The 25,763-nt window shown below is 29.9% G+C and carries 25 protein-coding genes; 6 read left to right on the top strand and 19 right to left on the bottom strand.

The window, feature by feature from the left end; genetic code table 11:
* Nucleotides 1-22: 22 nt before the first annotated feature.
* The 4 genes from BTO06_RS05630 to BTO06_RS05615 all read right to left on the bottom strand — a co-directional run bounded on the left by BTO06_RS05630 (nucleotide 23) and on the right by BTO06_RS05615 (nucleotide 4,366).
* The gene (locus tag BTO06_RS05630) at nucleotides 23-211 is read right to left on the bottom strand and encodes a hypothetical protein (RefSeq protein ID WP_100924363.1); all 189 of its coding nucleotides are present in this window, start codon (nucleotides 209-211) and stop codon (nucleotides 23-25) included.
* A gap of 259 nt (nucleotides 212-470) precedes the next feature.
* Complete coding sequence (locus BTO06_RS05625; protein WP_100924362.1) at nucleotides 471-3,068, bottom strand: ligand-binding sensor domain-containing protein; 2,598 nt, start codon at nucleotides 3,066-3,068, stop codon at nucleotides 471-473.
* Between the two features lie 128 nt (nucleotides 3,069-3,196).
* Nucleotides 3,197-3,688: a hypothetical protein gene (locus BTO06_RS05620; RefSeq protein ID WP_100924361.1), complete on the bottom strand. Its 492-nt coding sequence runs from the start codon at nucleotides 3,686-3,688 to the stop codon at nucleotides 3,197-3,199.
* Nucleotides 3,689-4,096: 408 nt separating this feature from the next.
* Entirely contained in the window at nucleotides 4,097-4,366 is a 270-nt protein-coding gene (locus BTO06_RS05615) for a hypothetical protein (protein ID WP_100924360.1), read from the bottom strand.
* Between the two features lie 413 nt (nucleotides 4,367-4,779).
* Between BTO06_RS05615 and BTO06_RS05605 the strand changes: the two genes are divergently transcribed.
* Nucleotides 4,780-5,157: a DUF1731 domain-containing protein gene (locus tag BTO06_RS05605; protein WP_100924358.1), complete on the top strand. Its 378-nt coding sequence runs from the start codon at nucleotides 4,780-4,782 to the stop codon at nucleotides 5,155-5,157.
* Nucleotides 5,158-5,260: 103 nt separating this feature from the next.
* Here BTO06_RS05605 and BTO06_RS05600 read toward each other — a convergent pair whose 3' ends face one another.
* The 5 genes from BTO06_RS05600 to BTO06_RS05575 form a co-directional block, all read right to left on the bottom strand.
* Nucleotides 5,261-5,992, bottom strand: a complete 732-nt coding sequence (locus tag BTO06_RS05600; RefSeq protein WP_100924357.1) for a hypothetical protein — start codon at nucleotides 5,990-5,992, stop codon at nucleotides 5,261-5,263.
* A gap of 89 nt (nucleotides 5,993-6,081) precedes the next feature.
* Nucleotides 6,082-7,398, bottom strand: a complete 1,317-nt coding sequence (locus BTO06_RS05595; protein WP_100924356.1) for a dihydrolipoamide acetyltransferase family protein — start codon at nucleotides 7,396-7,398, stop codon at nucleotides 6,082-6,084.
* 711 nt (nucleotides 7,399-8,109) lie between these two features.
* Nucleotides 8,110-8,700 (bottom strand): hypothetical protein, encoded by a 591-nt coding sequence (locus tag BTO06_RS05585; RefSeq protein WP_100924354.1) that lies wholly within the window; start codon nucleotides 8,698-8,700, stop codon nucleotides 8,110-8,112.
* Between the two features lie 113 nt (nucleotides 8,701-8,813).
* Nucleotides 8,814-9,509, bottom strand: coding sequence for a response regulator transcription factor (locus BTO06_RS05580; protein WP_100924353.1), 696 nt, complete (start codon nucleotides 9,507-9,509; stop codon nucleotides 8,814-8,816).
* A 5-nt stretch (nucleotides 9,510-9,514) separates the two neighbouring features.
* Nucleotides 9,515-10,903, bottom strand: coding sequence for a sensor histidine kinase (locus BTO06_RS05575; RefSeq protein ID WP_100924352.1), 1,389 nt, complete (start codon nucleotides 10,901-10,903; stop codon nucleotides 9,515-9,517).
* Nucleotides 10,904-11,054: 151 nt separating this feature from the next.
* Here BTO06_RS05575 and cysC point away from each other — a divergent pair, with 151 nt between their 5' ends.
* Together cysC and BTO06_RS05565 are read left to right on the top strand one after the other, a co-directional pair.
* The gene (cysC, locus tag BTO06_RS05570) at nucleotides 11,055-11,591 is read left to right on the top strand and encodes an adenylyl-sulfate kinase (protein ID WP_100924351.1); all 537 of its coding nucleotides are present in this window, start codon (nucleotides 11,055-11,057) and stop codon (nucleotides 11,589-11,591) included.
* A gap of 28 nt (nucleotides 11,592-11,619) precedes the next feature.
* The gene (locus BTO06_RS05565) at nucleotides 11,620-14,247 is read left to right on the top strand and encodes a DEAD/DEAH box helicase family protein (RefSeq protein ID WP_100924350.1); all 2,628 of its coding nucleotides are present in this window, start codon (nucleotides 11,620-11,622) and stop codon (nucleotides 14,245-14,247) included.
* A gap of 8 nt (nucleotides 14,248-14,255) precedes the next feature.
* On the opposite strand, the gene hemF is transcribed toward BTO06_RS05565, so the two are convergent.
* The 10 genes from hemF to hemA all read right to left on the bottom strand — a co-directional run bounded on the left by hemF (nucleotide 14,256) and on the right by hemA (nucleotide 23,472).
* Nucleotides 14,256-15,158 carry an oxygen-dependent coproporphyrinogen oxidase gene (gene hemF / locus BTO06_RS05560; RefSeq protein WP_100924349.1) on the bottom strand — a complete coding sequence of 301 codons (903 nt, stop codon included), beginning with the start codon at nucleotides 15,156-15,158 and terminating at the stop codon, nucleotides 14,256-14,258.
* Nucleotides 15,159-15,200: 42 nt separating this feature from the next.
* Complete coding sequence (locus BTO06_RS05555; RefSeq protein WP_100924348.1) at nucleotides 15,201-15,929, bottom strand: EI24 domain-containing protein; 729 nt, start codon at nucleotides 15,927-15,929, stop codon at nucleotides 15,201-15,203.
* A 67-nt stretch (nucleotides 15,930-15,996) separates the two neighbouring features.
* The gene (locus tag BTO06_RS05550) at nucleotides 15,997-16,596 is read right to left on the bottom strand and encodes a TlpA family protein disulfide reductase (protein WP_100924347.1); all 600 of its coding nucleotides are present in this window, start codon (nucleotides 16,594-16,596) and stop codon (nucleotides 15,997-15,999) included.
* Nucleotides 16,597-16,619: 23 nt separating this feature from the next.
* Nucleotides 16,620-17,648, bottom strand: a complete 1,029-nt coding sequence (gene hemE, locus BTO06_RS05545) for a uroporphyrinogen decarboxylase (RefSeq protein ID WP_100924346.1) — start codon at nucleotides 17,646-17,648, stop codon at nucleotides 16,620-16,622.
* A 1-nt stretch (nucleotide 17,649) separates the two neighbouring features.
* Nucleotides 17,650-18,051 carry a protease complex subunit PrcB family protein gene (locus BTO06_RS05540; RefSeq protein WP_157811751.1) on the bottom strand — a complete coding sequence of 134 codons (402 nt, stop codon included), beginning with the start codon at nucleotides 18,049-18,051 and terminating at the stop codon, nucleotides 17,650-17,652.
* Between the two features lie 69 nt (nucleotides 18,052-18,120).
* A complete protein-coding gene (gene hemL / locus BTO06_RS05535) occupies nucleotides 18,121-19,410 on the bottom strand; it encodes a glutamate-1-semialdehyde 2,1-aminomutase (RefSeq protein WP_100924344.1) in 1,290 nt (429 codons plus the stop codon).
* A gap of 98 nt (nucleotides 19,411-19,508) precedes the next feature.
* Nucleotides 19,509-19,658 carry a hypothetical protein gene (locus BTO06_RS18420; protein ID WP_157811750.1) on the bottom strand — a complete coding sequence of 50 codons (150 nt, stop codon included), beginning with the start codon at nucleotides 19,656-19,658 and terminating at the stop codon, nucleotides 19,509-19,511.
* On the bottom strand, nucleotides 19,659-20,633 hold the full coding sequence (gene hemB / locus BTO06_RS05530; RefSeq protein ID WP_100924343.1) for a porphobilinogen synthase: 975 nt from the start codon (nucleotides 20,631-20,633) through the stop codon (nucleotides 19,659-19,661).
* 3 nt (nucleotides 20,634-20,636) lie between these two features.
* Entirely contained in the window at nucleotides 20,637-22,223 is a 1,587-nt protein-coding gene (hemC, locus tag BTO06_RS05525; protein ID WP_100924342.1) for a hydroxymethylbilane synthase, read from the bottom strand.
* The gene (gene hemA / locus BTO06_RS05520; protein WP_100924341.1) at nucleotides 22,207-23,472 is read right to left on the bottom strand and encodes a glutamyl-tRNA reductase; all 1,266 of its coding nucleotides are present in this window, start codon (nucleotides 23,470-23,472) and stop codon (nucleotides 22,207-22,209) included. Before hemA ends, hemC begins: the two co-directional genes overlap by 17 nt.
* A 213-nt stretch (nucleotides 23,473-23,685) precedes the next feature.
* On the opposite strand from hemA, the gene BTO06_RS05515 reads away from it, so the two are divergent.
* From BTO06_RS05515 to BTO06_RS05505, 3 genes are all read left to right on the top strand, one after another.
* Nucleotides 23,686-24,570 carry an AraC family transcriptional regulator gene (locus BTO06_RS05515; RefSeq protein WP_100924340.1) on the top strand — a complete coding sequence of 295 codons (885 nt, stop codon included), beginning with the start codon at nucleotides 23,686-23,688 and terminating at the stop codon, nucleotides 24,568-24,570.
* A complete protein-coding gene (locus BTO06_RS05510) occupies nucleotides 24,571-25,092 on the top strand; it encodes a TrmH family RNA methyltransferase (protein ID WP_100924339.1) in 522 nt (173 codons plus the stop codon). It abuts the gene before it with no gap.
* A gap of 63 nt (nucleotides 25,093-25,155) precedes the next feature.
* Complete coding sequence (locus tag BTO06_RS05505) at nucleotides 25,156-25,755, top strand: hypothetical protein (protein ID WP_100924338.1); 600 nt, start codon at nucleotides 25,156-25,158, stop codon at nucleotides 25,753-25,755.
* Nucleotides 25,756-25,763 lie beyond the last annotated feature (8 nt).

The following is a 25,763-nucleotide window of genomic DNA, read 5'->3' as shown; positions in this document are numbered from 1 at the left end:
TTAAATTGATCTATTTATCTTTTTAGAATAAAGATACTCCTGATCCTAAACCTTCACAATCTTTTTTACATTGAGCTACATCGATTGGATCAAACTCACAAGCTGATTTACATCGCTCTACTACAGTTGAATCACTCAATCCTATTCCTCCTTTAACATTTTTTTGTTCTTTACTTGATAATTTCTTACCTAAATTTAATACGTTTTTCATTTTTAAAGTTTTAAATTATTTTTCTTCTTGTTTTATAGATAAAGAAGATATATATCTACTCTTCGCGAATGAGATTTTAGTTACAGCTAATATATAATGTGAAAAAGCAACTTTAAATTTGTACTCTTAATTTGTGACGAAATCATTTAATATGATACATGAAATAACTAATCAATCACGATTTTAATAGAGTTATTGGGATGAAATGAATGCATTTGGGACAAAAAAAGATATCAAGAAAATTAAGATTACATATACTTTAAGCTGAAATCCGCTTCAAGTTATCTGCATAAGTTTTACTAACTGGGATCGCATTATTAAAAATATATACTTCCTTATTTCCTTTTATCTCAGATATTTTATCCATTCTAACATAATAAGAACGATGTACTTTAGTAAATTCAATTGAATCTGGTAAATCTTTATAAAAATCATCTAGTTTTTTTCTTACTAAATACTTTTTATCCTGAGTAAAAATCTCTATGTAATTTCTAGACGACTTAAAATAACCAATTTTATTTGAGAAAAGTTTAACTATTTTTCCATTACTTTTGATATTGACGTAAAGATGCTGTTCTTTTGATCGTAGTCTATTTAAAAGTGCCTTATATATTATTTTTAACTGATAATTTCTAAATACTAATACTTGAAATTTAAAAAAGATATAAATTAAAACTCCTACACACGAAGCAATAAGGAGGAAAAACCAAGATGTCTTCCAAAATGGAGGATATACAATAATCGACTTTTCTATTGATTCTAACCATTTTCCATTTGTACTTTTAACTTGCAAAATAAGTTGATATTTTCCAAAGGCTAAATGTGATAAATCTATAGATTCACTCTTAGTATAATACCAAGGTTCATTTGATTTTAGTTTATAACGGTATTCATTATTCCCTTCACTTTTAAACGATATCGCTTTAAAGTGTATTTTACTATTTTTTTTGAAAGGTTCTATTTCAATAATATCTTTAACCGAATAATGTTTTTGGTTAGTGACTATCTTGTCTATATGTAGCCATTTCCTATACTTTTTCCTTATTCTATCAAATATATTTTTAGGAAAACTAAATAACCCTTCTCTTGAAGCGATCCAAACTTGCTTATCAATAATTTCAATATCTAGAATTTCACTACATACAAGCCCCTCTTTAGAAGATATTGAATCTATATCAAATGTGTTATTCTTATATAATGTTATACGATTAATTCCTCTATTGGTTCCCACCCAAAATGTATAAGGATCTTCTACGTAAATCTCGGTACAAATATCACTTAGTAACCCTTCTTTTTTATTAATATTTAAAATAGTATCTTCTTGTTTTATAACGATACCTCTTCCCATCGTGGCGATATATGCTTTGTCATTTTTAATATCTATATCTGAAATACGATGCCTGAATAAATCTGACTCACCTTTTAATGATTTTAATTTCGAATTATTATATTGATAAAGACCATTCTGTGTTCCAATTAATATATAATTTTCCTTTTTTGAAATGTCATAAATTCGTTCAGGTACTTTTATCTCTTTTTTAGTATCATTCTTGTAAATTTTAACATAACTTTTCCCGAAGCTATCTGTAAAAATCTCATCATCAGAAATACCATAAACCTGATCATTATTAATTTTCATTCTACTATTGTTAATCTTAGGAGAATTCAACTCTTCTATATATAATTGATTAACACTTTTATCATGACCTATGAATACAGGAAACATATTATTTGAGTTGTATAAAATCTCAAAATCACCTTCTTCATTTTCTTTAGTTTTGACCTCACCGTTATGAAAAGCAACAACTAAATTGTCATCATTATCTTTTGCTAATTCCGTAGGAAAACTAGAACAAGAGTGATAATCTATTAAAGGTTCTTTACAATAAAAAACTCCTGAATTTAAGGTACTTACCCAAACACCTCCTTCGTGATCTTTAAAAACTTTTGTAACAGATTTATCCTTAAGAAAATGTTGTTTTATATCCCCATTTAAATCCATTATTATAGCTCCTCCATACTGATATCCAATCCATAATAAATCATCCTCAATTTTACCTGCTTTGATGGCTACTTTTTCCTTGTAAAAAGGAACTTCTCTTTTTTCAACATCATTATTTGGATAAATTATGAAATACCAGTTTCTAATATAGACACATCGTATATTGTTAGTTTTATTGTAGTTCACTATTCCATTAAAGCTTGGACCGGCTATTCCTGTTAATAAATCCTCTATTGTTAGCGCCCCTTTAGTATTAAAAACATCATGTCTATCCACAAAAACGACACCAGCTTTATCTTGAAGAATCTTTATGTTGACTAGTTTATTTTCACTTACTTGTCTGACTGGTCTGTTGAGAACATTACCTTTCCTATCAATTTCTAAGAATAGATCTAAATTATTAAACGTGAGTAGGAGCTCCTTTTCTTCAGTTATCACTAGATTATTAATAACCCTATTATTGGAAATATTTTTAGATAAAATTTCATTGTATTTGTAAAGATTAAAACCATCCTTTTCATTCTTGAAGTAGAAAATTTTGTGGTTCATCGTTGAACACCATATTGTTCCATCTGGTTGCTCGTAAAAATTAAGAATGGTATTATCAGGTAATCCTTCAGAAATTGTGTAACGTTTAAAGTTTTTACCATCAAAACGGGTTAAACCTCTATCTGTGGCAAACCAAATATACCCTAAATTATCTTGGGTAATATCATACACTTCCGAACTAGATAAACCATCTATTGCTGTATAGTTCTTGAATAGACCATTTTTATAAGATGAGTAGGTATGACTACTAATAAAAAGCATAAAAAGACATATGAATTTCGTATGTCCATAATTATCTTGTATCATATAGTTTGGGTTTAGTTAAAAAAATATCCATCGTTATATAGATGAATGAATTCAGATTCTTCATTTAAAAATCAACTTGACTAAGTTTGATAACATAAATACCATTTATTCTCTAGCTTAACTGCATTTTATGTATGATTCGGATAATTAATTTCGTCAATAATAATTGAAGAGTTTCTTCCATATCTATTAATCAACATACACTCAATTCCAGCTATAAAATCCATTTTTTGTAACAAATAAGCATATTCAGTAAAAACAGTTTTTTTGCTTTCTAGTAATTGTTTAAATATAGTTTTTCTATAATCGATATTCCATTTGATGAATTTTTCTGAATTATATTTATAGGTTTCTCTTTTTAGGTTGATACGTCTATAAGTTTCATAATCGTAATCTATATTTTTACATATCCAAAGATAAATTACGTGAAATTTTTCAACTTTTGTTTGAAGTTCGTCTGTTAATTTATGAGTTAAAGTTAAAATGTTTTTAAGGCTTTCTCCTTTGTGGAATCTGACGTTTTTATTAACTTTTTTAAAACTAATATGTTTAAGATCTGAAACCTGAGCTCCAACTTTAAATGTTATTAGAAAAACTACTAAGATTAATTTATTTTTCATTTTTTGAATTTCTTTTAGATTTAAAAGGCTTTTTAACAATAACTTCTCCTAAAAATAATAATCATGCCATTTCAATATTTACCTTTAGTTCAATATTTGAAATAGATGTGTCATTTTCAATTTTAATGTTTTGAGTATCCATTCCAACAAAACTAAAGATGAGTATATCTCCTTTTTTTAGTTTTTGTGAGAAAACAAATTTTCCATCAAAGCCAGATTCAGTTCATAAGATTGATTTTCTAATTGTACAGAAACACCTGATAAAGGTCCTGATTCATCGGAAACAATCCCTGAAACGGTGAATCTATGTTCAGTATTTTTCTTTTTAAATTTGTTATGCTTTAATTGTAATGTTTCAACTTTTGGACAGCTTTTTTGTGCATTAGCAGTATTTAAAGAAAATAAGGATCATGCTATGCCAATATGTTTAAAGATACTAAGGCGTTTAATTTTAGTTGGTTTGGCGTAAGTTCCCAACTGATAATCATTGAATCGACCACACGTTTTTTGGTTGCTATTATTATTGAAGTAATTAATAATATCATGAAAACTCCAACCTGTAAAAGCTACAACTTCTTTTTGATAAGAACCGCAAAATCCATCAAGTTCAGCTTTTTTAAAACCGCTGAATTTTTCAGAGCATGGTTTGTTAATTTCTAGAGTAAATTTACTTTTCATAATTTAATTTTTAATGTTGATTTGATTCAAACATACAGAGTAATGAAAAAATTTAAAATCTAGAATGAGTTAACGTGTTGTATTAATGAGTGAATGAGTCGAAGAAAATAACGTCCCAGTTTTCTTCAATTTTTTCATAAAACTAACTAAAGAAGAATTCGGAATTGTATGAAAAGATCGACCTACATTTTTAGCGATTATTGTGTTTGTTTTCTTTTTTAAATCATTAATACATAATTGTAGACTATCATTTACAATAACAGAGGAAATTAATATGTTTTTGTTGTACCACATCGGGTACACAACTACGAAATCTTTAATTAACTATGTGTCTTTTCCGTTTTTGAAATTATATTCATAAAACCTTTGTTTACCATCATTATCAAGTCTAACAGCTGAAATATTTTTAGAATTTGGATATTCCTATTACTATTTTAAGTACTGGAGTTGCACTAAGTAAAGACGGTGGAGCTTTACAAAAAATGAATACACCTCTATTTTTATCAGTACTAGAAAATGGAAAACAATATGTTCCTTGTATTAACATCGAAGATTTATGCAATTTATATGTTAAAGCTACAGAAAATGATACGTTTATTGGAATCTATAATGGTATAGCCTCAGATCATCAAAGCAATTCAACTTTTACCAAAGCTTTAGGGAAGGCACTCAAGAAAATACTTACACCAATTAATATTCCTGGTATCATCTTAAAAACAGTTTTAGGTGAATTAGCTCTAATTGTTTTAGAAGGTAGTCGAGTTTCATCAGCAAAAACAAAAAAAACATGATTATGAATATACAGAGTTGGGACATGCTTTAAAAGAAGTATATGAATAAAAAAGACCTAGCTTCATACTAAGTTTTTCCTTAATTTATGCTTTCCGTATAACGTTAAATCTTCTTTATGCTAATATCAGATTTTGTTTTCATATTTACCCCCATCATACTAACATCAATATTCATTGTCATAGTACTCGGTAAACCTGATTTTCTATCTATCTTTAACTTTCCTGTAATTATAGCGCCAGTTAAAACACTAGATTTTCCTGTTATATCTGCAAAAACAAAATCCTTCTCAATCTTAGTAACCTTATATGTTAATTCCATATCAGCACCATTTGACTTTTGAACATTTACCCAAGTAGAACCTATACCTACAGCATCTTCAGGATAAGTAACTGAACTTATTTGATCCTTTAATTGAGTAACTTCTGGAACGTCTGGCACTAATTTTATTAACTCACTTTTACCTAACCTATCCATATTTAAATAGATTGAAGTTTCTAAAATCGGTTTCATCTTATCTGCAAACTTTTTATCTTGTGGCGTTAACTCTTCTTCTTTCATGTTAGAATTGTAGTTAATTTTAATTGCTCCATGCTTATTTAAAGCAGATAAATATGTAAAGTTGTTCTTAACTTCATAGTTAATAGATTTCTTCGCTTCAACTAACATCTCCATTTTCATTTCCATTTCCATTATCGTTGGTTCTGTGACTTGATTTATTTTCATGTGAGTTTGATACTTCTCTCCTTTATTCAAATTAAGACGTAACTTAACTTTTTCTTGTCCAAAACTTATTGTTGAACCCAACAATAACCCTATAACTGCTAATTTTTTCATTATAATTTGTTTTTTATTTTGGTATATAAAGATATAAAAGAAAAGGCTCAAGTAAACCTTGAGCCTTTAATATAATTTTATATTTAATCTTAGAAGTCTTGATTCACATCCCAAGCTTCAATAATGTCTTTAAACGTTTTTATAAACATTCCTCCTAAAGCACCATTCACAACTCTATGATCATAAGAATGAGATACAATCATTTTATGACGAATTCCAATTAAATCTCCCTCTGGAGTTTCAATTACAGCTGGTTTCTTAACAATCGCTCCAAGCGCTAAAATAGCAACTTGAGGTTGATTGATAATTGGAGTTCCTGTAATACTACCAAAACTACCAACATTTGTTACTGTATATGTTCCGCCTTGAATTTCATCGGGTTTTAATTTATTAGCTCTAGATCTTTGAGCTAAATCATTCACCTGCTTTGTCATTCCTACAAGACTTAATTGATCAGCATTTTTTATTACTGGTACAATTAAATTTCCATCAGGCAGTGCTGCAGCCATTCCTAAATTGATATTTCCTCTTTTAATGATATTATCACCATCAACTGAAATGTTAATTAATGGATGCTTTTTAATAGTTTGTGCGACAGCTTGCATAAAGATTGGAGTAAATGTTAACTTATCCCCTTCTCTTTGTTGGAATGCCTTTTTAACCTTATTTCTCCAGTTTACAACATTGGTAACATCAATTTCGATAAAAGATTGAACATGAGCCGAAGTCTGAACTGAGGCAACCATGTGCTTTGAAATCAATTTACCCATTCTACTCATTTCAATAATTTCATCGTTTCCAGAAATTGAAACAGGTGTAGAAACTTCTTGCTTAGGTTTAGCAATATTCGTCTGCACTGGTACAGACTTTGCTTCTGGTGTTGATTGGGCTCCTCTATTTTCAAGATAACCTAAAATATCACTTTTTGTTACTCTTCCCTCTTTACCAGTACCTTTAATATTTTCAAGTTCAACTACTGAAATCCCTTCAGTTTTTGCTATACTCTTTACCAATGGAGAGTAAAAACGATCGCTACCCGAGGTATCTAAAGATCCTACTGACTCCTTCACTTCAGCTATAGATTCCTCTATCTCTTTAGCTGTAGTAGGAGTTTCGCTGACAACCTCTTTCATAGTTTCTTGGACTACCGCTTCTCCTTCTTCTCCTTCAGTTTCAATTATTGCAATAGTCTGACCAACTTGTACTACATCATCTTTCTCGAATAAAATCTCAACAAGTTTTCCTTCAACTTCACTAGGTACTTCACTATCTACTTTATCAGTAGCTACTTCCACAACGGTATCATCCATTTCCACCATATCTCCTACTTCTTTAATCCAAGAAGTAATTGTTGCTTCTGCAACGCTCTCACCCATTTTAGGAAGTTTTAATTCAAATCTTGCCATAATATTGATTGATTTCTTTTGCTGTGCAAAAATAGTAAATATAATTCATTTATTTATTATGAAATCAGTTACAAAATGATGTTTTTTTTACGAAAATCATAAAAAAAATTATTTTCATCAAGGTTTTTTTATGTATTATTCAAGAAAAACTCAATTTTTAAACAGTTAAAAGACAATGATTTACGCCTATCACTGTCTTTTACTTATTTCATTTTAAGCTAATTAACCTAATTACTTCAAATATGAGTTATATTTGAGTGTATCCAATTCGTAAACTTAGTAACAACCTCATTACATCATCTTATGACATTTTCTTCTTTCGATTTTTCATTAAAACTATGATCTAGTTCAGTGTTAACTTTAAAGGTTTAATTCATTTTTTTCAAAGAAGAAATCCATTGCTTTTTTTGATGCAATTACAAAAGTACGCTTCAATGAAATACTAAAAAAATTAAATGAAAAAGTCCTTCTTCTATACTTTTTACCGTTTTTATCGAAGATCTCATAAAACGGTTTTGAATTTGATCCATGAATAAAAACGAAGAAGCTTTCTTTACTCTTAATTCCATCTTGAGTAAAATATCATAATTGATTGTATCCTTTTTCTCTATTAACTTACAATGTTCATACAAACCATATGTAAAACATGATGAATTTTCTAGAAAAATATAAATTGATGAAATGATAAATATTCAGATTTTCATATTTATCCTATTTTTCATTATCTCTTTTGACTTCTTCTAAGTTTTTTATAGAGTTTTCAAGTTCTCTTTTAGCTCTTTCTAATCTTTCCTCTGCACGTGAAACTGAAATTCCTCCTCTACTAGCAAAATTGTATCTTTTATGTGAAGATATATATTCCTGTATATCCTCTCCTAATCTTTTAATTCTACGATTGAATTTCCCTGTAGACAATTCTTTATCTACAAAAATTGAAAGCCTGTTTTTATTTAATGTACATTCAAATAGAACATCGCCTCCTTGCAAAATTTCCCACTCTAATTTTCTATTTCTTTTTCTCAACTGAATTCCATCTAAAGCCTCTGTAAGTATATTTTCAATTCCTTTTCTTTTAGAAGAATGAAATTTCGCTCGAAACTTATAACTTGTATTTTCATCAGAAACACTCGTTGAACTACTATTTCGTGAAGAAGATGAAGATGAAGAAGATGAGGTTACAACTTCTGTGTGTGAAGAACCAATAGTATTTGGGGGTGTTGGTGGCGTTGGAATACCTGGAGTTTGCGCGCATGCAGTTAATGTAATAAAGAAAAATACGAATGTTGTTTTAATTAATTTCATGATATAGATTTTTTAAATTTATACCTCAAAATTACTTCGAACATTTATTTAAATATAGCTTTTGCAGCTTGTTAACCCTGTATTAACTGTTAACGAAAGGCTATTAACATTCGTTATTTTTTAATCTTAAATTCTAATCCTATTCCTCTTGAACTTTCAATGGAAATATTAGAATCCTTTTTAAAGTATTTACGAAGTCTACTTATAAAAACATCCATACTTCTACCAGAAAAATAATCTTCATTTCCCCAAACTTCTTTTAGTATCTCTTCTCTTTTTAGCATTTGATTTTTGTGTTCAACCAAGAATTTGATCAAGTTGGCTTCCTTTTCTGTTAATTGCTGATTTTCTTCTTTATATAAAAGTTCTAATCTCCTTTGATTAAAAGTATAAGCTCCTATTTCTATACTTTCTTCTTTGATAATTGACTTTACCGAATTTGTAGATCTTTTAATTATATTTTTTAATCTTAGAACTAGTTCATCAGCATCAAACGGTTTTACGATATAATCATCAGCACCAAGTTTTAATCCTTTAATTTTATCTTCTTTCAACTTTCTTGCGGTTAGAAAAACAAAAGGTACTTCTGGGCTTATGTTTATAATATCTTCCGCCAATGTAAATCCATCTTTTTTAGGCATCATAACATCTAAAACACAAACATCGAATGTTGAGCGAGTAAATAACTCTAAAGCTTCTACTCCATCTTTTACCCAAGTAACTGTATAACCCGACATTTGCAGATATTGCTGTAATAAATTACCAAAATCCGGATCATCTTCTGCTAGTAAAATCTGATACTTTTCCATGACTTTTAATTCTTTAAAGGTAATTCAATTGTAAATTTAGTTCCAATTCCTTTTTCACTTTCTACTTTAATAGTTCCCTTATGAGCCATTATGACTTGATGCGTATAATATAAACCAAGACCTAATCCTTTCACATTATGAACATTTTGATTTTCTGCACGAAAAAACTTATTAAATAATAATTTTAGATTTTTTTTATCGATTCCAATACCGTCATCTTCAATAACTAAAATCCACTTATTAGTATCTATATTTTCAGATACAAGAATTTTTGATGCTCCATACTTCACTGCATTCTCAAGAATATTAACAATAGCTGTTGCGGCATAAAACTCATCAATATTTAGAAAGCTTGATGTATTTGATAATTTTCTATTTAATCTAATATTCTCTTCGTGGGTAATATCAAAATCGTTTAAAATTCCGTTTAAAAATTCAGCACTATTTGTTTGCTTTTTATTCAATACCAAATCTTGATAGCCAATGCTATTATTTAAAACTTGATCAATTAAGTTTTGCAATCTTACATTTTGTCTATCTATGGTTCGAATAGTGTTTTCTGTATCTGCTGACATTCCTTCCTGTTGTTTCAGAATTTTTGTAGCTAAAGATAATGTTGATAAAGGTGTTTTTAATTCATGTGTAATATTATTCACAAAATCTGTTTTAATATCAGCTATATTCTTTTGTGTTATTAAGTTTTTGATAGAATAATAAAACAATCCAATGACAAATAAGAAAATACAAAATGAGAAAATTAGTAGACTTCTCATTTCCATTAAAACGATTTTCTCCCAATCATTAATATTCATGTAGTTTGAAGTTTCGAAAATTATATGATAATTTACTTTTTCAGATTTCCCATTATTCACCTCCTCAAATGTTCTGTTAGTTTCCCATGTTGAAGTTCCTAGATGTAAATCGGAATTACTCTGAAAATCGTAACCAATTAATTTCAATCCTTTCTCTTTCTTTTTCCTTTCGAATATCGTATCAGTTTTTAAACTATCTAACATTACTAAATTTTTAAGCTGACGATGATATTTTAAATTGTACCCCAATTTATCAAAATTGACTTCTTTCTCATATTCTTTAATAAATTTTGGATTTAAGGAATCTGATATTGTTTTTAAACGAATTAACAATTGTTCACTTGTAACTTTTCCTAAATTATACTTATCAAGATCCTTAACAAATGTATCTGAAATTGCATCAAAAATAGAATCTATAGGAGAACCATAACTACCAATTTTACTTACCTGACTACTCGCCTTGTCTGTAAAAGCCTCCTTTCTTAAAGAATAGGTGTTTTTTATTAGTCTGGCTTGAATATATGATAATGCCAATAATCCGATGACGGATGCTACAATAAGAAGAATAATTTTTTTCGACATCGTTCAAAAATAATTGGAGTTTTCCAATTTACAGAAATCATTGTTTCCATTAACCTAGTATTAACTTAAAATTTATAGAATTCTTTATTCAATCATATACTTATTTAGTAATTATTGATTTTAATATATTTGACTAAACGAAGAAGATAACTTGGAAGATAAAAATACTACTCGAAAATTTTTCTTATTGTTTACTGGATTATCTGGCGCAGGTAAATCTACAGTAGCAAATGCATTAAAAAGAAAACTTACAGCAAATAATAAAGCAACATATCTCTTAGATGGAGATGTATTAAGAAAAGGAATTAACAAAGATTTGTCATTTTCTCCAGAGGATAGAAAAGAAAATTTAAGAAGAATGGCTGAAATAGCCTCATTATTTTTAGATACTGGTTATATTGTTCTATCGGCCTTTATAGCTCCATATAAAGAAAGTAGAAGCATGATTCAGGATATTATTGGAAAAGAGAATTATTTAGAAATCTTTATGAACACCAGTATAGAAACCTGTATCAAAAGAGATGTAAAAGGTTTATATGAAAAAGCTCGAAAAGGAGAGATTTTAAATATGACAGGAATTAATGCTCCTTATGAAACGCCTGAGCATCCATTTTTAGAAATAAAGGAAGATAGCTCCTTAGAAGAAACAGTAAATCTGATTTTTAACTCCATTAAAAACAAACTATAAAGCTCTGTTTTAAAGATACTCAACTGCTATGTTATTCGAAGATTTATGTTTTACCTTACAATGGAGACCTTATCAAGCAACTGTATTAGAAAACTTTGATGATCATATTGAAGATAATCATTTTCATATTGTCGCTCCACCCGGTTCAGGAAAGACGATATTAGGAATTGAAATTATAAAAAGACTCCATAAAAAAACCCTGGTTTTAGCACCAACTTTAACCATTCGAAATCAATGGGAAAATCGTTTGCAGACATTTTTTGCGGACAATCAAAAATTCAATAATTTATCTTTTAATCTAAAAGAGCCTTCTGATATTACCTTTTCAACTTACCAGGCTCTGCATACGTTTTATAAGACATTTGATAATGAAGAAGACTATTATACTTTTTTCAAAAGACATGAGATAGAAGTATTGTTATTGGATGAAGCACATCATTTAAAAAATGCCTGGTGGAAATGTTTATTTAACTTAAAAGAACAACATTTACAAACTGTTGTAGCGTTAACAGCAACTCCGCCGTATGATAGTGATAAATTGGAAATTATAAAGTACTTTAAACTATGCGGAGAAATTGACGATGAAATTGTAATTCCAGATTTGGTAAAAGAAAAGAATCTTGCCCCACACCAAGACTTAGTCTATCTTTCCAAACCTGAATTAGAGGAATCAATTTACCTTGCAAACTTTAAAGAAAAAATCAAGGAATTCGTGTACTCTTTATTCCATGAAAAGGACTTTCTTAAGCTTATTGAAAATCATCGCTTTTATATTCACCCGCAAAGACATCTTGAGGAAATTTACAAAAATCCAGACTTTTTCTCATCCATCCTAATCTTTTTAAATGCGTTACAACATGAAATTTCGAATGATAAATTAGAACTTCTAGGATTTGATAAAAATGATGAAACAAAATTTCCTGAAGCTTCATATGAATGGATTCAAATATTATTACATGGAATTTTAGTAACAGATAGGGAAAATTTAGAAGAAAGAGAATCATATATAAATTCGCTTGAAAAAAAATTAAGAGAGCTTTCAGCATTTAGCAGAAATAAAGTTGATTTAAATGGCAATGAACTCATATATAAATCTTTAAGTAATAGTCCGAGTAAATTAAAAAGTATTAAAGATATTGTTCGACAAGAACAAAAGAATTTACAAGAAGAATTGAGATGTGTAATTTTAACTGATTATATACGTAAGGAATATTTAAATACTTCGGAAAATAAAATTGATATTATTGATAAAATCGGAGTAATTCCTATTTTTCTTCAACTAAAAAATCAAGTTTTTTTCCCGAAAGCATTAGCCGTTTTATCGGGATCCATTGTCATTATACATCAAACTTTAATTTCAAAAATTGAAGAAATAGATTCTCTTGACAACTACAAATTTTCTTATTTAGAAATAGATAATAACTACGTACTTGTAAATGGTACATCCTCCTCTTCAAAAAATATTGTGGAAGTTATCACAAAGCTATTTGAATTAGGATATATAAAAGTACTTATTGGAACAAAATCCCTATTAGGTGAAGGTTGGGATGCTCCTTCGATTAACAGCTTAGTTTTAGCTTCTTTCGTTGGTTCATTTGTAACCTCGAATCAAATGCGTGGGCGAGCTATTCGTATGAACCCTAAAAACCCGAATAAAGTTGGTTTAATTTGGCATTTAGCTTGTATTGATCCTACAGATGACACCGGAGGGAAAGATCTCAAATTATTATCGCGAAGATTTAATTCTTTTTTAGGAGTTTCTAATGATTCGGATGTGCTTATTCAGAATGGATTATCAAGATTAAATCTACCAGAAAAAATTTTTATTAATGATGTAGAAAGTCTAAATCTAACGACAACGCTTCAATCTGAAAGAAGAGAAAACATTGCCGTAAAGTGGTCTAAATCAATATTTAATGGAAGAAAAATTCATGATGAAATATCTTTAATTAGTCCAAAAAAGAAAGCTACGAAATTAACAAAACTAGATTATTTAAATGCTTTACTTTATAGCTTTAGAGAAACTTCGATGGTAATTGGGATGTTTGTAATATATTTTTTTCTCCTTTTCATTATAGAAGATCCACAGATAACTAAAATTTTATACTTATCTCTTGCCAGCTTATTTGTTTGGTTTTTCTTTAGTATTTACAAAAACACAAAAAGTTATGTAAAGTATGGCTTGTATGATACAAGAATCCACAAAATAGCTAAAGCAGTTATAGACACTTTAATAGACTTAGAAATAATAACAACTTCAAAGAGAAATCTTCAGTTAAAAACTCGTTTAAAAGGGAAAGGTGAAGTTGGAATAACTATTTATGGTGCAAGTAGATTTGAAAGTAAAACTTTTATAAATATCCTGGATGAAATTTTACAACCAATTGATAATCCTAAGTATCTATTACGACAAGACAAAAAATATTGGATCTCCAATAATTTCAAAAAACATAAATATAGTGCCATTCCGGAACTTTTTGCTTCTAACAAAAAACAAGCTAATATTTACTTAGATAACTGGAAAAAGCGATTTGGAATGGCCAATATTGTTTATACAAGAACATTAGATGGCAGAAAACATCTGCTCAAAGCTAGACTACAAAGAATGAGAAACCGAGATAAAATAATTATAAAAAAGAGTGTTATATGGAGATAATGTAATACTTATACCCATTTTTTAGGATTCGCTAAAACTTTTATTAACTTAAACTCTTCTGTTCCTTTTTCGGGAACATGGTTATATTTCCATTGAACAGTTGGTGGCAAACTCATTAAAATACTCTCAATTCTACCATTTGTTTTCAAACCGAACAATGTTCCTCTGTCGTGTACTAAATTAAATTCAACATATCTACCTCTTCTTACTTCTTGCCAATCTTTATGTTCCTTAGCATAACGAGTATCCTTTCTTTTTTCTACAATAGGAACATAACTATTCAAAAAACTATTTCCAACTTCCGTTACAAAATCGTAACGATCTTGCATTGAAAATTCATCAGTTTCCTTTAAATAATCGAAGAATAAACCTCCTACTCCTCTAGCCTCATTCCGATGAGAATTCCAGAAATAATTATCACAAGTCTCTTTAAACTTTGGATAAAAATCTTCATGATGCTTATCACATGCATTCTTACAAATCGTGTGAAAATGTACTGCATCTTCATCGAAAAGATAATACGGAGTCAAATCTTGACCTCCACCAAACCATTGTGTAACGATTTCTCCTTTTTCGTTATACATTTCAAAATAACGCCAATTCGCATGAACTGTAGGCACAAACGGATTTACTGGATGCAATACTAAACTTAAACCACAAGCAAAAAAGTTTCCTGTTTCAACCTTAAACTGTTTTCTAAGTACTTCTGGTAATTCACCATGTACAGCAGAAATATTTACGCCTCCTTTTTGAAATACTTCACCATTTTCAATAACACGAGTTCTTCCTCCTCCACCTTCTGGTCTTTCCCATAAATCTTCTTGAAAAGTAGCTTTTCCATCTATCTTCTCTAACTTGCTAGTTATAGTCTCTTGTAATTGTTGGATATATGCGTAAAATTGGTCTTTCATTCTATTTCTATTGTTCAACAAAAATAAATATAATGGTGCTTTCTAGTGAATTTTTTTCATTGTTTCTGTAGTTGCTGCTGTAACTGAAAAAGGCAGCACTAAAACTACACCAATAACTGGAATTAATAAAAAAAGAATGAAAATCAAACCATTTCCAATAGCTGTTCCTCTATGCCTTTTAACAAAAGTTACACTGTCTTTATAACTATAATGTCTTTCCAATGTATAATCCATATTACCAAATCCTGCATAATAAGCTTGGACAAGTATTAACAAAACAGAAGAGAAAATTCCGATTAATGGTATTAATCCCAAAATTAAGATTACTAACGTTAAAAGTAATTCTCTGATTATATTTCTTGTACTTATTCGAATTCCTCTTGCCAAAGATTCTTGGAATGAAGTTTTTTTATGCATATGTCGGTTTCCATAAAAATGACTTTCAATTTTTTGGGATACTGGCCCCATAAAAGGAGACGACAAGGCTAATACAATATGCTTATATAAAATAAAACCAATTGTAACAATTGCAACACCACTTAAAAAGTTTCCAATAGCTGTAAATGTTTCTTTACCAAATTCCCAAGGCCATAATTTAGCGATATAATACCCTAAATCATCAGCCAAAAAATATGTGATTGATGCTATAATCAAGGCAGTAGCCGCACTAATTATTACCGGAATAAGAAAGTACTTCCATAACTTTAATTTATTAATAATTTCAAATGAATCGAAATATGCTTTTACTGCATTAATAGTTGACGGTATCATAGCTTTGAAAATAAAAAACCTCCTTCAAAGTTAAGAAAGAGGTTTAAATATTTTATAAAAATTTATCTTATTTCAATACTTGTTGGATAAAAGCCTCCAAATCAGAAGCATTTGTTTCATTAGCTTCTTCCCGAGTTACTGTTTTAGAAGGAATAACTGCACCTCTTTTAACATCGACAAATTTTTTAGTTTTATCAATTAAATAGGCTGTAGGATAATCTAATTTATGAACAAATCCACTAATATCTAAATTACCTTTCTCTACTTTATCAGAATCTCCTGCTGGAACTAAAAGAACTCTTGAGTCTACTTTGCTCTTAAATCTTTCAATTTTACCTTTCTTATCCCAAAAAATCATGATAAACTGTATGTCATTATGATAAATATCTACAATTTCATTTAACGCTGGGATTTGCCCAATACAAGGAGCTGACCAACCAGCAGCAGCAAGGATTACAATTGGTCTCTTAATATCTTTAGTACTTATTACTTTACTTTCATCAGTCGTAAAATCATAATTTAATAGATAGCTATCTTTGATACATTTGTCAATTAATTCATCGGATGATTTACCCGCACAGCTATTAACTGCTTGGTTATAGTATTTTTTTTGTGCAAATACACTTGTCACAAGAATAATTAACAGAAATGACAATAATCTTTTCATGGGAATTATTATAATATTTTTATTTATTCAACTTTGTACTCTTTAACAGCATCGATAAATGCTTTTGCGTTTTCAACTGGTATATTAGGCAAAATGCCGTGCCCTAAGTTAACAATATATTTGTCCTTTCCAAAATTGTTGATCATTTCAATGACCATTTTTTTGATTTCAGTTGGTGGAGAAAGTAGTCGTGATGGGTCAAAATTACCTTGTAACGTTACATTTCCACCTGTTAAATATCTTGCATTCCTTGGAGAGCAAGTCCAGTCAACTCCTAAAGCTGATGCATTCGATTTAGCCATTTCTTGTAAAGCAAACCAACATCCTTTACCAAAAGCTATTACTGGTGCATCATCTTTTAATGCTTCAATTATTCTATTGATGTATTGCCAAGAAAACTCTTGATAATCTGTTGGTGATAGCATTCCTCCCCAAGAATCGAAAATTTGGACAGCATTTACACCTGCTTTAACCTTTGCTTTTAAATAAGCAATTGTAGTATCTGTAATCTTCATTAACAATTGATGCGCCAAAACTGGTTGAGTAAAACAAAACTCCTTAGCTTTATCAAAGTTTTTAGAACCTTGACCTTGCACCATATAACATAAAATTGTCCATGGAGAACCAGCAAATCCAATTAAAGGTATGTCATTATTCAATTTTTCTTTTGTTACCTTAATGGCGTCCATTACATAACCTAATTCCTCATTAACATCGGGATTTATGACTTTATCTAAAGACTTTTTATCGCGAATTGGATTTGGTAAATAAGGACCAAAATTTGGCTTCATCTCAACCTCAACATTCATAGCCTGAGGTACAACTAAAATATCTGAGAATAAAATTGCTGCATCCATTCCGTATCTACGAATTGGTTGAACTGTAATTTCTGAAGCTAATTCAGGAGTACGGCAACGTGTAAAGAAATCATATTTTTCTCTTATTTCCATAAACTCAGGCAAGTATCTTCCTGCTTGTCTCATCATCCACACTGGTGGTCTATCAACCGTTTCTCCTTTTAAGGCTCTTAGGAATAAATCGTTCTTTATCATGTTATTTAGTTACAAAAATTATCTTTTTGTTTGTTTTATTAATTACTATTATGTCTATTGGTTGCATTAGTGCCATTGCAACCATATCTGTTGGTTTAGGACCTTTATTAGTAACATTTATGATTAGTTTATCTTTCTCATCTTGGGCCTTAGTTAGCTTAATCGAAAAACCACTAGTACTCCTTACACTATCGACAGCAACTATAACATAATTTTTTGAAAAATCAATTATTGAATTGAACTGTCCTGATATATTATTTACACTATTTATCTTATTCAGAAATGATTCCCAATCTGTAGCAGACTTAATTACTAATGTTCCTTCTGCTAAGCCTTCTTCTCCCGCCCCGTGCAAAGAACCTTGATATAAATCAATAAAATTAATTTGACTAGATTGACTCATTGATTTGTTTGAGCAAGACAATATTATTAAACTAAAAATTAAGGAAATTATAAACTTCATATACTAAAATTATATTTCAGAAACGGCTCTCAATGACTTATCAATAGCCCTCTTAGATTTTTCTAAATCTTTCGAACTTATTGCACTTGATAAAAACCAAGCTTCAAATTGCGATGGAGGTAAGAAAACTCCATTTTTAATCATCTCCCAGAAAAACACTCCAAACTTTTTAGTATCGGAAGATTGCGCATCTTCAAAATTCGTTACGTGTTTACTTGTAAAAAACGGATTAATCATTGAACCGAATCTATTTACTGAAAGTTCAACTCCATATTTTTTCGCAGATGCTAAAAGACTCTCTTCTAACTCAGCAGCAATTTTATTAAAGAATTTATAGGGATTCTGTTTCTTTAATTCTGTTAAGGTTGAAATACCAGCAGCCATAGCAATAGGATTACCACTTAATGTTCCTGCCTGATACATTCCCCCTAATGGTGCTACATTCTCCATTATCTCATTCCGAGCTCCGTAAGCTCCTACAGGAAAACCTCCTCCAATTACCTTACCGAGACAAGTAATATCTGCCTCAACTCCCAATAACTCTTGAGCACCACCAAATTTAGAACGGAAACCTGTCATTACTTCATCTACAATTAAAAGAGCCCCTTTCGATTCTAAATAAGCTTTTAACTCTGTTAAAAATCCATCTTGTGGAACAACAACTCCCATATTACCAGCAATAGGCTCAAGAATAACACCAGCAATATCATCGTGATTCTCAAAATGGGCCTTTACACTATCTAAATCATTGTAATTTGCGATCAAAGTGTTTTTTACTGCTCCTTCAGGAACTCCTTTACTTCCCGGTAAACTTAATGTCGCTAAACCAGATCCAGCAGCCACTAACAACGAATCTTGATGACCGTGGTAGCAACCAGAGAACTTTATAATTTTATCCTTTCCTGTATAAGCTCTTGCCAATCGAATACCGCTTAAAACAGCCTCGGTTCCAGAGTTTACAAAACGTACTTTATCCATTCCAGGAAATGCATCACAAACGATTTTCGCTAATTTAATTTCATTTGCAGTAGAAGCTCCAAAGGAATATCCATTTTTTAATGCTTTTGTAATGGCTTTTTGAACTTTCTTGTGACGGTGACCTAAAATCATTGGTCCGTAAGACAATACTAAATCGATATAAGAATTACCATCAACATCTTTTATTTTACTTCCTTTAGCTTTTTCAATAAATAACGGATTCCCTCCAACTGAAGCAAATGCTCTTACTGGAGAATTTACGGCACCTACTAAATTTACTAATCCTTTATTATATAATTTATGTGATTTTTTAAATTCCATTTTTATTGATTTTGTTCTATAAAAGTTAAACAATCCTCTATTTTTTCATCGTTCACTTTCCAGTTTAAACCTTTATTTTCATAAAGAAAAACTAAAGCTCATAATTCGATTAAATCATAAGCCTTTAATTCAATATTTTCATTCTTGGCTAAAATAAACTCACCACTATATCTAATTTTATATCCTTTTTCAATGATTAAATCATATAACGGAGGTATTACATTTCCAGCTACTGATAACGAATTCATTTACTTTTGAGCTAAAATTTGAGCAGCCTCTTTTGCAAAATATGTAAGGATTATATCTGCTCCTGCTCTTTTTATACTCAACAAACTTTCCATCATTACTTTTTCCCCATCAAGCCACCCTTTCTCAGATGCTGCTTTTAACATTGCATATTCTCCACTAACATTATAGGCTGTAATTGGAACGTTATAGTTATCTTTCAATAATTTGATGATATCTAAATACGCTAAAGCCGGCTTTACCATAATCATATCTGCTCCCTCTGAAATATCTAAATCTGCTTCTACTAAAGCTTCATTCTTGTTAGCAGGATTCATTTGATATGTCTTTTTATCTCCAAATTTAGGTGCTGAATCTAAAGCATCACGAAATGGTCCGTAGAAAGCACTAGCATATTTTGCTGTATAAGACATAATTGAAACATGAGTATATCCAGCTTTATCAAGAATATCTCTAATATAACCTACTCGGCCGTCCATCATATCTGAAGGTCCAAGAATATCTGCTCCTGCTTTGGCTTGAGCCAATGCCATTTTACCTAATATATCTAGAGTTTCATCATTTAGTATTTCTCCATTTTCTACAATTCCGTCATGACCATCACTTGAATAAGGATCCATAGCTATGTCTGTCATTAAAGCAATGTTTGGAAATTTAGTTTTAATCTGCTTTAATGCTGTATTATATAAACTTTCTGGATTATGACCTTCCGTTGCATACTTGTCTTTCTTATCATCACCTAAAGAAGGGAAAACGCAAAAACCTTTAATTCCTAGGTCAACACATTCCTGAATCTCATCCATTAATGAATCCAGAGTATATCGATAAATACCTGGCATAGAAACAATCTCTTCTCTTTTACCTGAACCTTCTATCAAAAACACAGGATAAATAAAATCATTTACAGATAATGTTGTTTCTTCAACCATTGCTCTAATTGCAGCAGATTTTCTGTTTCTTCTTGGTCTTCTGAACATTCTTTATTCTTTTACAAAATGGGTATTCACTAACTCAATAACACTTTCAACAGTTGGTAATTTTGCAATTTTTACTTCTGAAAAATATTTAGAAGCTTCTTTTGCTGTGGTATCACCAATACAAAAAGCGATTTTATCAGTTTTATTTTCTCTCATGTAACTCTCGACGGTGGACGGACTATAAAATAAAACACCATTTACGCTATCATCAACTTTTATTGGACTGTACATGGTTTTATACGCTTCAACTTCGGTAACTGAAATATTATTTTCTTTAAGCTTTATTGGTAATGTATCTAATCGTAAATCACTACAGAAATAAGTTACTTCTTGTCCTGAGATTTCTTCTGCAAGGTACTTTGATAACTTTTCAGCATTTCTTGCAGAAAAAACTACTTTACCAATTTTTTGTTCAATAAGCTTTTTGGTTCTTCTGCCTACACAAAATATTTTTTTAAACTGTATTTGATCAGCTGTAAAATTGTGTAAAAGTGCTTCTACTCCATTTTTACTTGTGATAATTACATTTTCTATTTCTTCCTTTATGAACTTTGGTGCGATTCTATTGAATCTTACTTTTATGAAGTCACTATCTTCAACTTTTACAGTTGTAGGAAGTAATTTTTTCTGCACTTCGGAAAGCTTTCTAGTGGAAAAAATAGAGAATTCTTTCTCTACTCCAAGATCATTTATCATTATCAACTTCCCTCCTCTATCAATAATGTAATTAGCACAATCTTTTGCGACATATTTATGTCTTCCAATTGGTACTTTCTTACTTACCTCAATTTTCTTTTTCCCATCTCTACTCAATAAAACACCTTTAAAAACCAACTCTTTATCAACTTCATTAATATAAGCTAAAGCTCCAATAGGAGCTGTACACCCACCTTCTAAACGATTCAAAAACTCTCTTTCTATAGTTGTACAAGTTTCTGTATCAACATCATTTAATTGATTACAAGCATCTAAAGAAAACTCATCATTAGCGAGAGCTGTAACCATAATTGCACCTTGCGCTGGAGCAGGAATCATCCAAGAAAGATTAACTGCCCCTTTAGGTCTTTTTCCGATACGTTCTAATCCTGCCGCAGCAAAAATAGCTCCGTTCCATTCATTATCTTTAACCTTTTGTAAACGAGTATTTACATTTCCTCTTAAATCTTCAATTTTATGAGTCGGATAACGATTTAACCATTGAGCTCTTCTACGTAAGCTACTTGTTGCGATTACTCCTTCAGCCTGAGCCATAAACTCTTCATTATCTTTCAATACAAGGATATCGTTATAATTTGCACGCTTTAAAACAGCAGCTTGAATTATTCCTTCTGGTAAAACTGTAGGAACATCCTTCATTGAATGTACAGCAATATCAATATCGCCATTTAACATTGCTATATCTAAATTCTTCGTGAAAATTCCTGTTATTCCTAATTCGTAAAGAGGCTTATCTAGAATTATATCACCGGTCGACTTAATCGGAACTATTTCAGTATTGTATTCTAGTTCTTCTAATAATTTTTGAACTTTTTTAGCTTGCCATAAAGCTAACTCGCTTTCACGAGAACCGATTCTAATGATTTTCTGCATCAATTGTTTCTAAATTTGTGCCAAACACTTTTGCCATTACTTGTATGCTCTGATTCACAGAAGTTTCTTCTGTTTTTAAGTGTTTTACAAATTGTGTAGTTATTTTTTGAATAAATCGTGATGTAATTGCCTCCGCTTGATCTACATCAAAATTATCAATCTTTTTTTTATGAAAATTTATTTCATTTCTTTGAATTACCTCAAGAGATTGTTTCAAAGCATTAATTGCTGGTGTAAAACGACGATGATTTAACCATTCGTTAAATTCTTGTTTATGCTCTTGTATAATTTGTTTAGCATAAGGAATTTCATCCTTACGCTTTGCTAATGTTTCATCAGTAACTTTTGAAAGTTCATCAACATTAACCAACTTAACATTCTCGAGATTTTTAATACTTGAATCTACATTTGCAGGAACTGATAAATCTAAGATTAAAAGATTACGATCTAAAGGAATATTTTCTAAAGTAACAGTGGCTTCTGCTGCTCCTGTAGAAACAATTAAAATATCTGCCTTATCAATTTCATTTGTTAAATCTTCAATTTTAGCTTTTTTAATTGATGGATATTCTTTGATAAATGTATCAACCTTCTGTTCCGTTCTATTTATTATAGTAACTTGTTTGTTTTGTGCGTACTCTGTTAAATTCTTACAAGTATGTTTACCCATTTTACCTAATCCATACACCAAAATATTCTTGTTTTGGTAATCGTCTAGATTATCAATCAGGTATTGAACTGCTGCATAAGAAACAGATGTCGTTCCTGAACTCAGTTTTGTTTCGTTCTTAACTCGCTTACTGGCTTGCATTACATTATTAAGTAATCTTTCCATGAAGGCGTTGGTAGTTCCTTGATCTTTAGCAATTTTAAAAGCAGTTCGCAATTGACCGACTATCTCATAATCTCCAAGTATTTGACTATCTAATCCAGTTCCTATATGAAATAAATGTTGAATTGCTTCTTGATTTTTATGCACATAAGATATTTTGGCAAATTCTTCAACGGAGCCGTTTGAATGCTTACATAGCATGCTAATTAATTGAAAAGGATGCTCTGCAAAACCTATAATTTCTGTTCGATTACAAGTAGATAACACAAATACTCCTTCAAAGCCTTTTAACTTTGCCTCATTTAATAAAGCTATTTTATCATCAGCAGCTAAAGAAAACTTACCCCGAGTTTGCGCATCTGCTTTTATGTAGCTTACTCCAATACTGTAAAAATTTTTATGTGTTGTACTTTCCAATATTTTATATTTTACACAAAACCTCGACAAAAATATAAAGTTAGTTTAGATAAAAATATCGCTAGAAGAACTTAAAATGTCGTTTTTGGTTTTTATATGTTATTTTTTCAGAAAACAGTTGATTTTCTTTACTTTTGTAGTATAATCGGGGAATCAGATGTTAATTATCTAGAACTATTCTAAATAAAAGAGTCTTTAAATTAAAAAATCATTATCTTGAAAAATATCGCTGAAAGCACTTTTGTTGAAACCAATTTAGAAAATGGATTTATGCTATTAGAGTTCTCGAACGACACAATGAAAACCCAACGTTTTGAACGAGAAATAGATAGCTCTTTTATCCAATTACATTTTTGTATTCATGGAAATGCGAAATTCCACTTTAATAATGGTAATTATACTTTTGATGTTTTAGAAGAGCATTCAATTTTATTATACAATCCACAACAAAATCTTCCTTTGAATTTAGAGATTCAACCGAAAAGCTCGTTGGTTTCTCTATTAGTTTCTATAAAAAAGTTTCACTCTTTATTTTCTAAAGAAGCAGGTTATATTTCATTCTTAAGTGACGAAAATAAGAACAGAAAGTACTACGATAATGCCACTATCAAACCAACTGTTCTAATTGTATTAAAGCAAATTATTAATGCCAATGTGAATAGTTCGTTACGAGAATTATACATCAAAGGAAAGATATATGAATTATTAAGTCTGTATTTTCAAAAAGACGAATCTATTGAAGGAGACTATTGTCCGTTTTTAGTTGATGAACGTGATGTTTCAAAAATTAGAAAAGCAAAAGACATTATAATTTCTCGCATGGCAGAACCTCCTACTCTACAGGAATTATCGAACGAAACTGGATTAAACTTAAAAAAGCTAAAAGAAGGTTTTAAACAAGTTTATGGTGATACTGTTTATAGCTTTTTATTCGATTATAAAATGGAACACGCACGTAAATTACTGGAGAGTAATCAGTATAATGTGAATGAAGTTGGACTTCAAGTGGGATACAGTACAGCAAGTCATTTTATAGCCGCCTTTAAAAAGAAATTTGGAACTACTCCTAAGCAATACGTTTTATCTTTAAATAGTTAAATGAAACAACTTACACACTACGAAATAGAAAACAACGAAACTAAATTCCCTATCACTATTGTTTGTGATGCAATTCGCACTCCAGAAAATATCGGAATGTGCTTTAGAATTGCGGAAAGTTTTGGTGTTCAAAAAATATATTTACATGAAAGTTCTCCTTCTATGGACAACAGAATTGTAAAAAAAACTGCTAGAAATACTTTGAATCAAATTGAATCAGAACAATACAGTGATTTCAACAACTTGATGAGTACATTAAAAGAAGAAGGCAACACCATAATTGGCATTGAAATTACTGATAAGAGTATAACTATTCAAGATTTTGATTTTAAAAATCATGAAAAATTGGTATTACTTTTAGGTAGTGAAAGAAACGGAATAGAAAACATCGATTTAGTTGACGCAACTGTCTCTATTCCAATGTATGGACGTAATTCTAGTATGAATGTCATTCATAGTTTAGCAATTACATTATACGAAACAACGAATCAGTTAAAATCAAAGTTAGAAGTTAGAAGTTAGAAGTTAGAAGTTAGAAGTTAGAAGTTAGAAGTTAGAAGTTAGAAGTTAGAAGTTAGAATATACATGAAATACCTATTCTTGATATTTTTATTTTTTACGTTAAGTCTTTATAGTCAAAATACTATTAAAGGCAAACTTATTACTTCAGAAAGTTTCAAGGAGCAGTTTCCAGTTATACTAGTTTCAGTAGATGGGTTTTCCGGAAAATCAACAATCGATAAAAAGGGATTATTTGAATTACCTATTGAAAAACAGCAAACAGAATATTTATTAAACTTTTTCATAAATGATAGTTTAGTTAAAAGATATACTTACAAAAACAAATGGAGTCAAAGAAAGAGACCTAAATCAATTTCTTTTCATGGTGAATGTTCTATAACTCAAAAAATGGTAGGTCAAGATTGGAAAAGCGACAAGCTAAAATTGTATGTTTTTCAAGAGTATGAATTATCTCAAAATGATCTTAAATACCAGAAAAAATATAATTTCACTTATAGTTTAGTTAGTAAGAAAGATTCAAAAAACTATGATTGTTATAAAAACTATAATAAGAAAGCTTTAAAATATTTAGTTCTTGTAAAAGAATTATCACTACAAAAATTAAACAAAAACACAATTGGTAAAAATAGATTTAGTATTACAGACAAATCTTGTATCCGATAAATTATAAA

The sequence above is a fragment of the Tenacibaculum sp. SZ-18 genome (assembly GCF_002813915.1).
In the GTDB taxonomy this organism is placed as follows: Bacteria; Bacteroidota; Bacteroidia; order Flavobacteriales; family Flavobacteriaceae; genus Polaribacter.
The sequence above is the reverse complement of the archived record's forward strand: the minus strand, read 5'-3'. Positions and strand labels throughout refer to the sequence as shown.

What these genes read in the sequence shown, in the direction of transcription:
- BTO06_RS18420 (WP_157811750.1), bottom strand. Translation starts at nt 19,658, where the DNA reads ATGAATTCGTTATCAGTAGCTGGAAATGTAATACCTCCGTTATATGAT.
- BTO06_RS05550 (WP_100924347.1), bottom strand. Translation starts at nt 16,596, where the DNA reads ATGAAAAGATTATTGTCATTTCTGTTAATTATTCTTGTGACAAGTGTA.
- BTO06_RS05620 (WP_100924361.1), bottom strand. Translation starts at nt 3,688, where the DNA reads ATGAAAAATAAATTAATCTTAGTAGTTTTTCTAATAACATTTAAAGTT.
- BTO06_RS05575 (WP_100924352.1), bottom strand. Translation starts at nt 10,903, where the DNA reads ATGTCGAAAAAAATTATTCTTCTTATTGTAGCATCCGTCATCGGATTA.
- hemE (WP_100924346.1), bottom strand. Translation starts at nt 17,648, where the DNA reads ATGATAAAGAACGATTTATTCCTAAGAGCCTTAAAAGGAGAAACGGTT.
- BTO06_RS05630 (WP_100924363.1), bottom strand. Translation starts at nt 211, where the DNA reads ATGAAAAACGTATTAAATTTAGGTAAGAAATTATCAAGTAAAGAACAA.
- BTO06_RS05615 (WP_100924360.1), bottom strand. Translation starts at nt 4,366, where the DNA reads ATGAAAAGTAAATTTACTCTAGAAATTAACAAACCATGCTCTGAAAAA.
- BTO06_RS05585 (WP_100924354.1), bottom strand. Translation starts at nt 8,700, where the DNA reads ATGAAATTAATTAAAACAACATTCGTATTTTTCTTTATTACATTAACT.
- hemC (WP_100924342.1), bottom strand. Translation starts at nt 22,223, where the DNA reads ATGCAGAAAATCATTAGAATCGGTTCTCGTGAAAGCGAGTTAGCTTTA.
- BTO06_RS05565 (WP_100924350.1), top strand. Translation starts at nt 11,620, where the DNA reads ATGTTATTCGAAGATTTATGTTTTACCTTACAATGGAGACCTTATCAA.
- BTO06_RS05540 (WP_157811751.1), bottom strand. Translation starts at nt 18,051, where the DNA reads ATGAGTCAATCTAGTCAAATTAATTTTATTGATTTATATCAAGGTTCT.
- BTO06_RS05505 (WP_100924338.1), top strand. Translation starts at nt 25,156, where the DNA reads ATGAAATACCTATTCTTGATATTTTTATTTTTTACGTTAAGTCTTTAT.
- BTO06_RS05625 (WP_100924362.1), bottom strand. Translation starts at nt 3,068, where the DNA reads ATGATACAAGATAATTATGGACATACGAAATTCATATGTCTTTTTATG.
- BTO06_RS05595 (WP_100924356.1), bottom strand. Translation starts at nt 7,398, where the DNA reads ATGGCAAGATTTGAATTAAAACTTCCTAAAATGGGTGAGAGCGTTGCA.
- BTO06_RS05555 (WP_100924348.1), bottom strand. Translation starts at nt 15,929, where the DNA reads ATGATACCGTCAACTATTAATGCAGTAAAAGCATATTTCGATTCATTT.
- hemB (WP_100924343.1), bottom strand. Translation starts at nt 20,633, where the DNA reads ATGTTCAGAAGACCAAGAAGAAACAGAAAATCTGCTGCAATTAGAGCA.
- hemL (WP_100924344.1), bottom strand. Translation starts at nt 19,410, where the DNA reads ATGGAATTTAAAAAATCACATAAATTATATAATAAAGGATTAGTAAAT.
- hemF (WP_100924349.1), bottom strand. Translation starts at nt 15,158, where the DNA reads ATGAAAGACCAATTTTACGCATATATCCAACAATTACAAGAGACTATA.
- BTO06_RS05580 (WP_100924353.1), bottom strand. Translation starts at nt 9,509, where the DNA reads ATGGAAAAGTATCAGATTTTACTAGCAGAAGATGATCCGGATTTTGGT.
- BTO06_RS05600 (WP_100924357.1), bottom strand. Translation starts at nt 5,992, where the DNA reads ATGAAAAAATTAGCAGTTATAGGGTTATTGTTGGGTTCAACAATAAGT.
- BTO06_RS05510 (WP_100924339.1), top strand. Translation starts at nt 24,571, where the DNA reads ATGAAACAACTTACACACTACGAAATAGAAAACAACGAAACTAAATTC.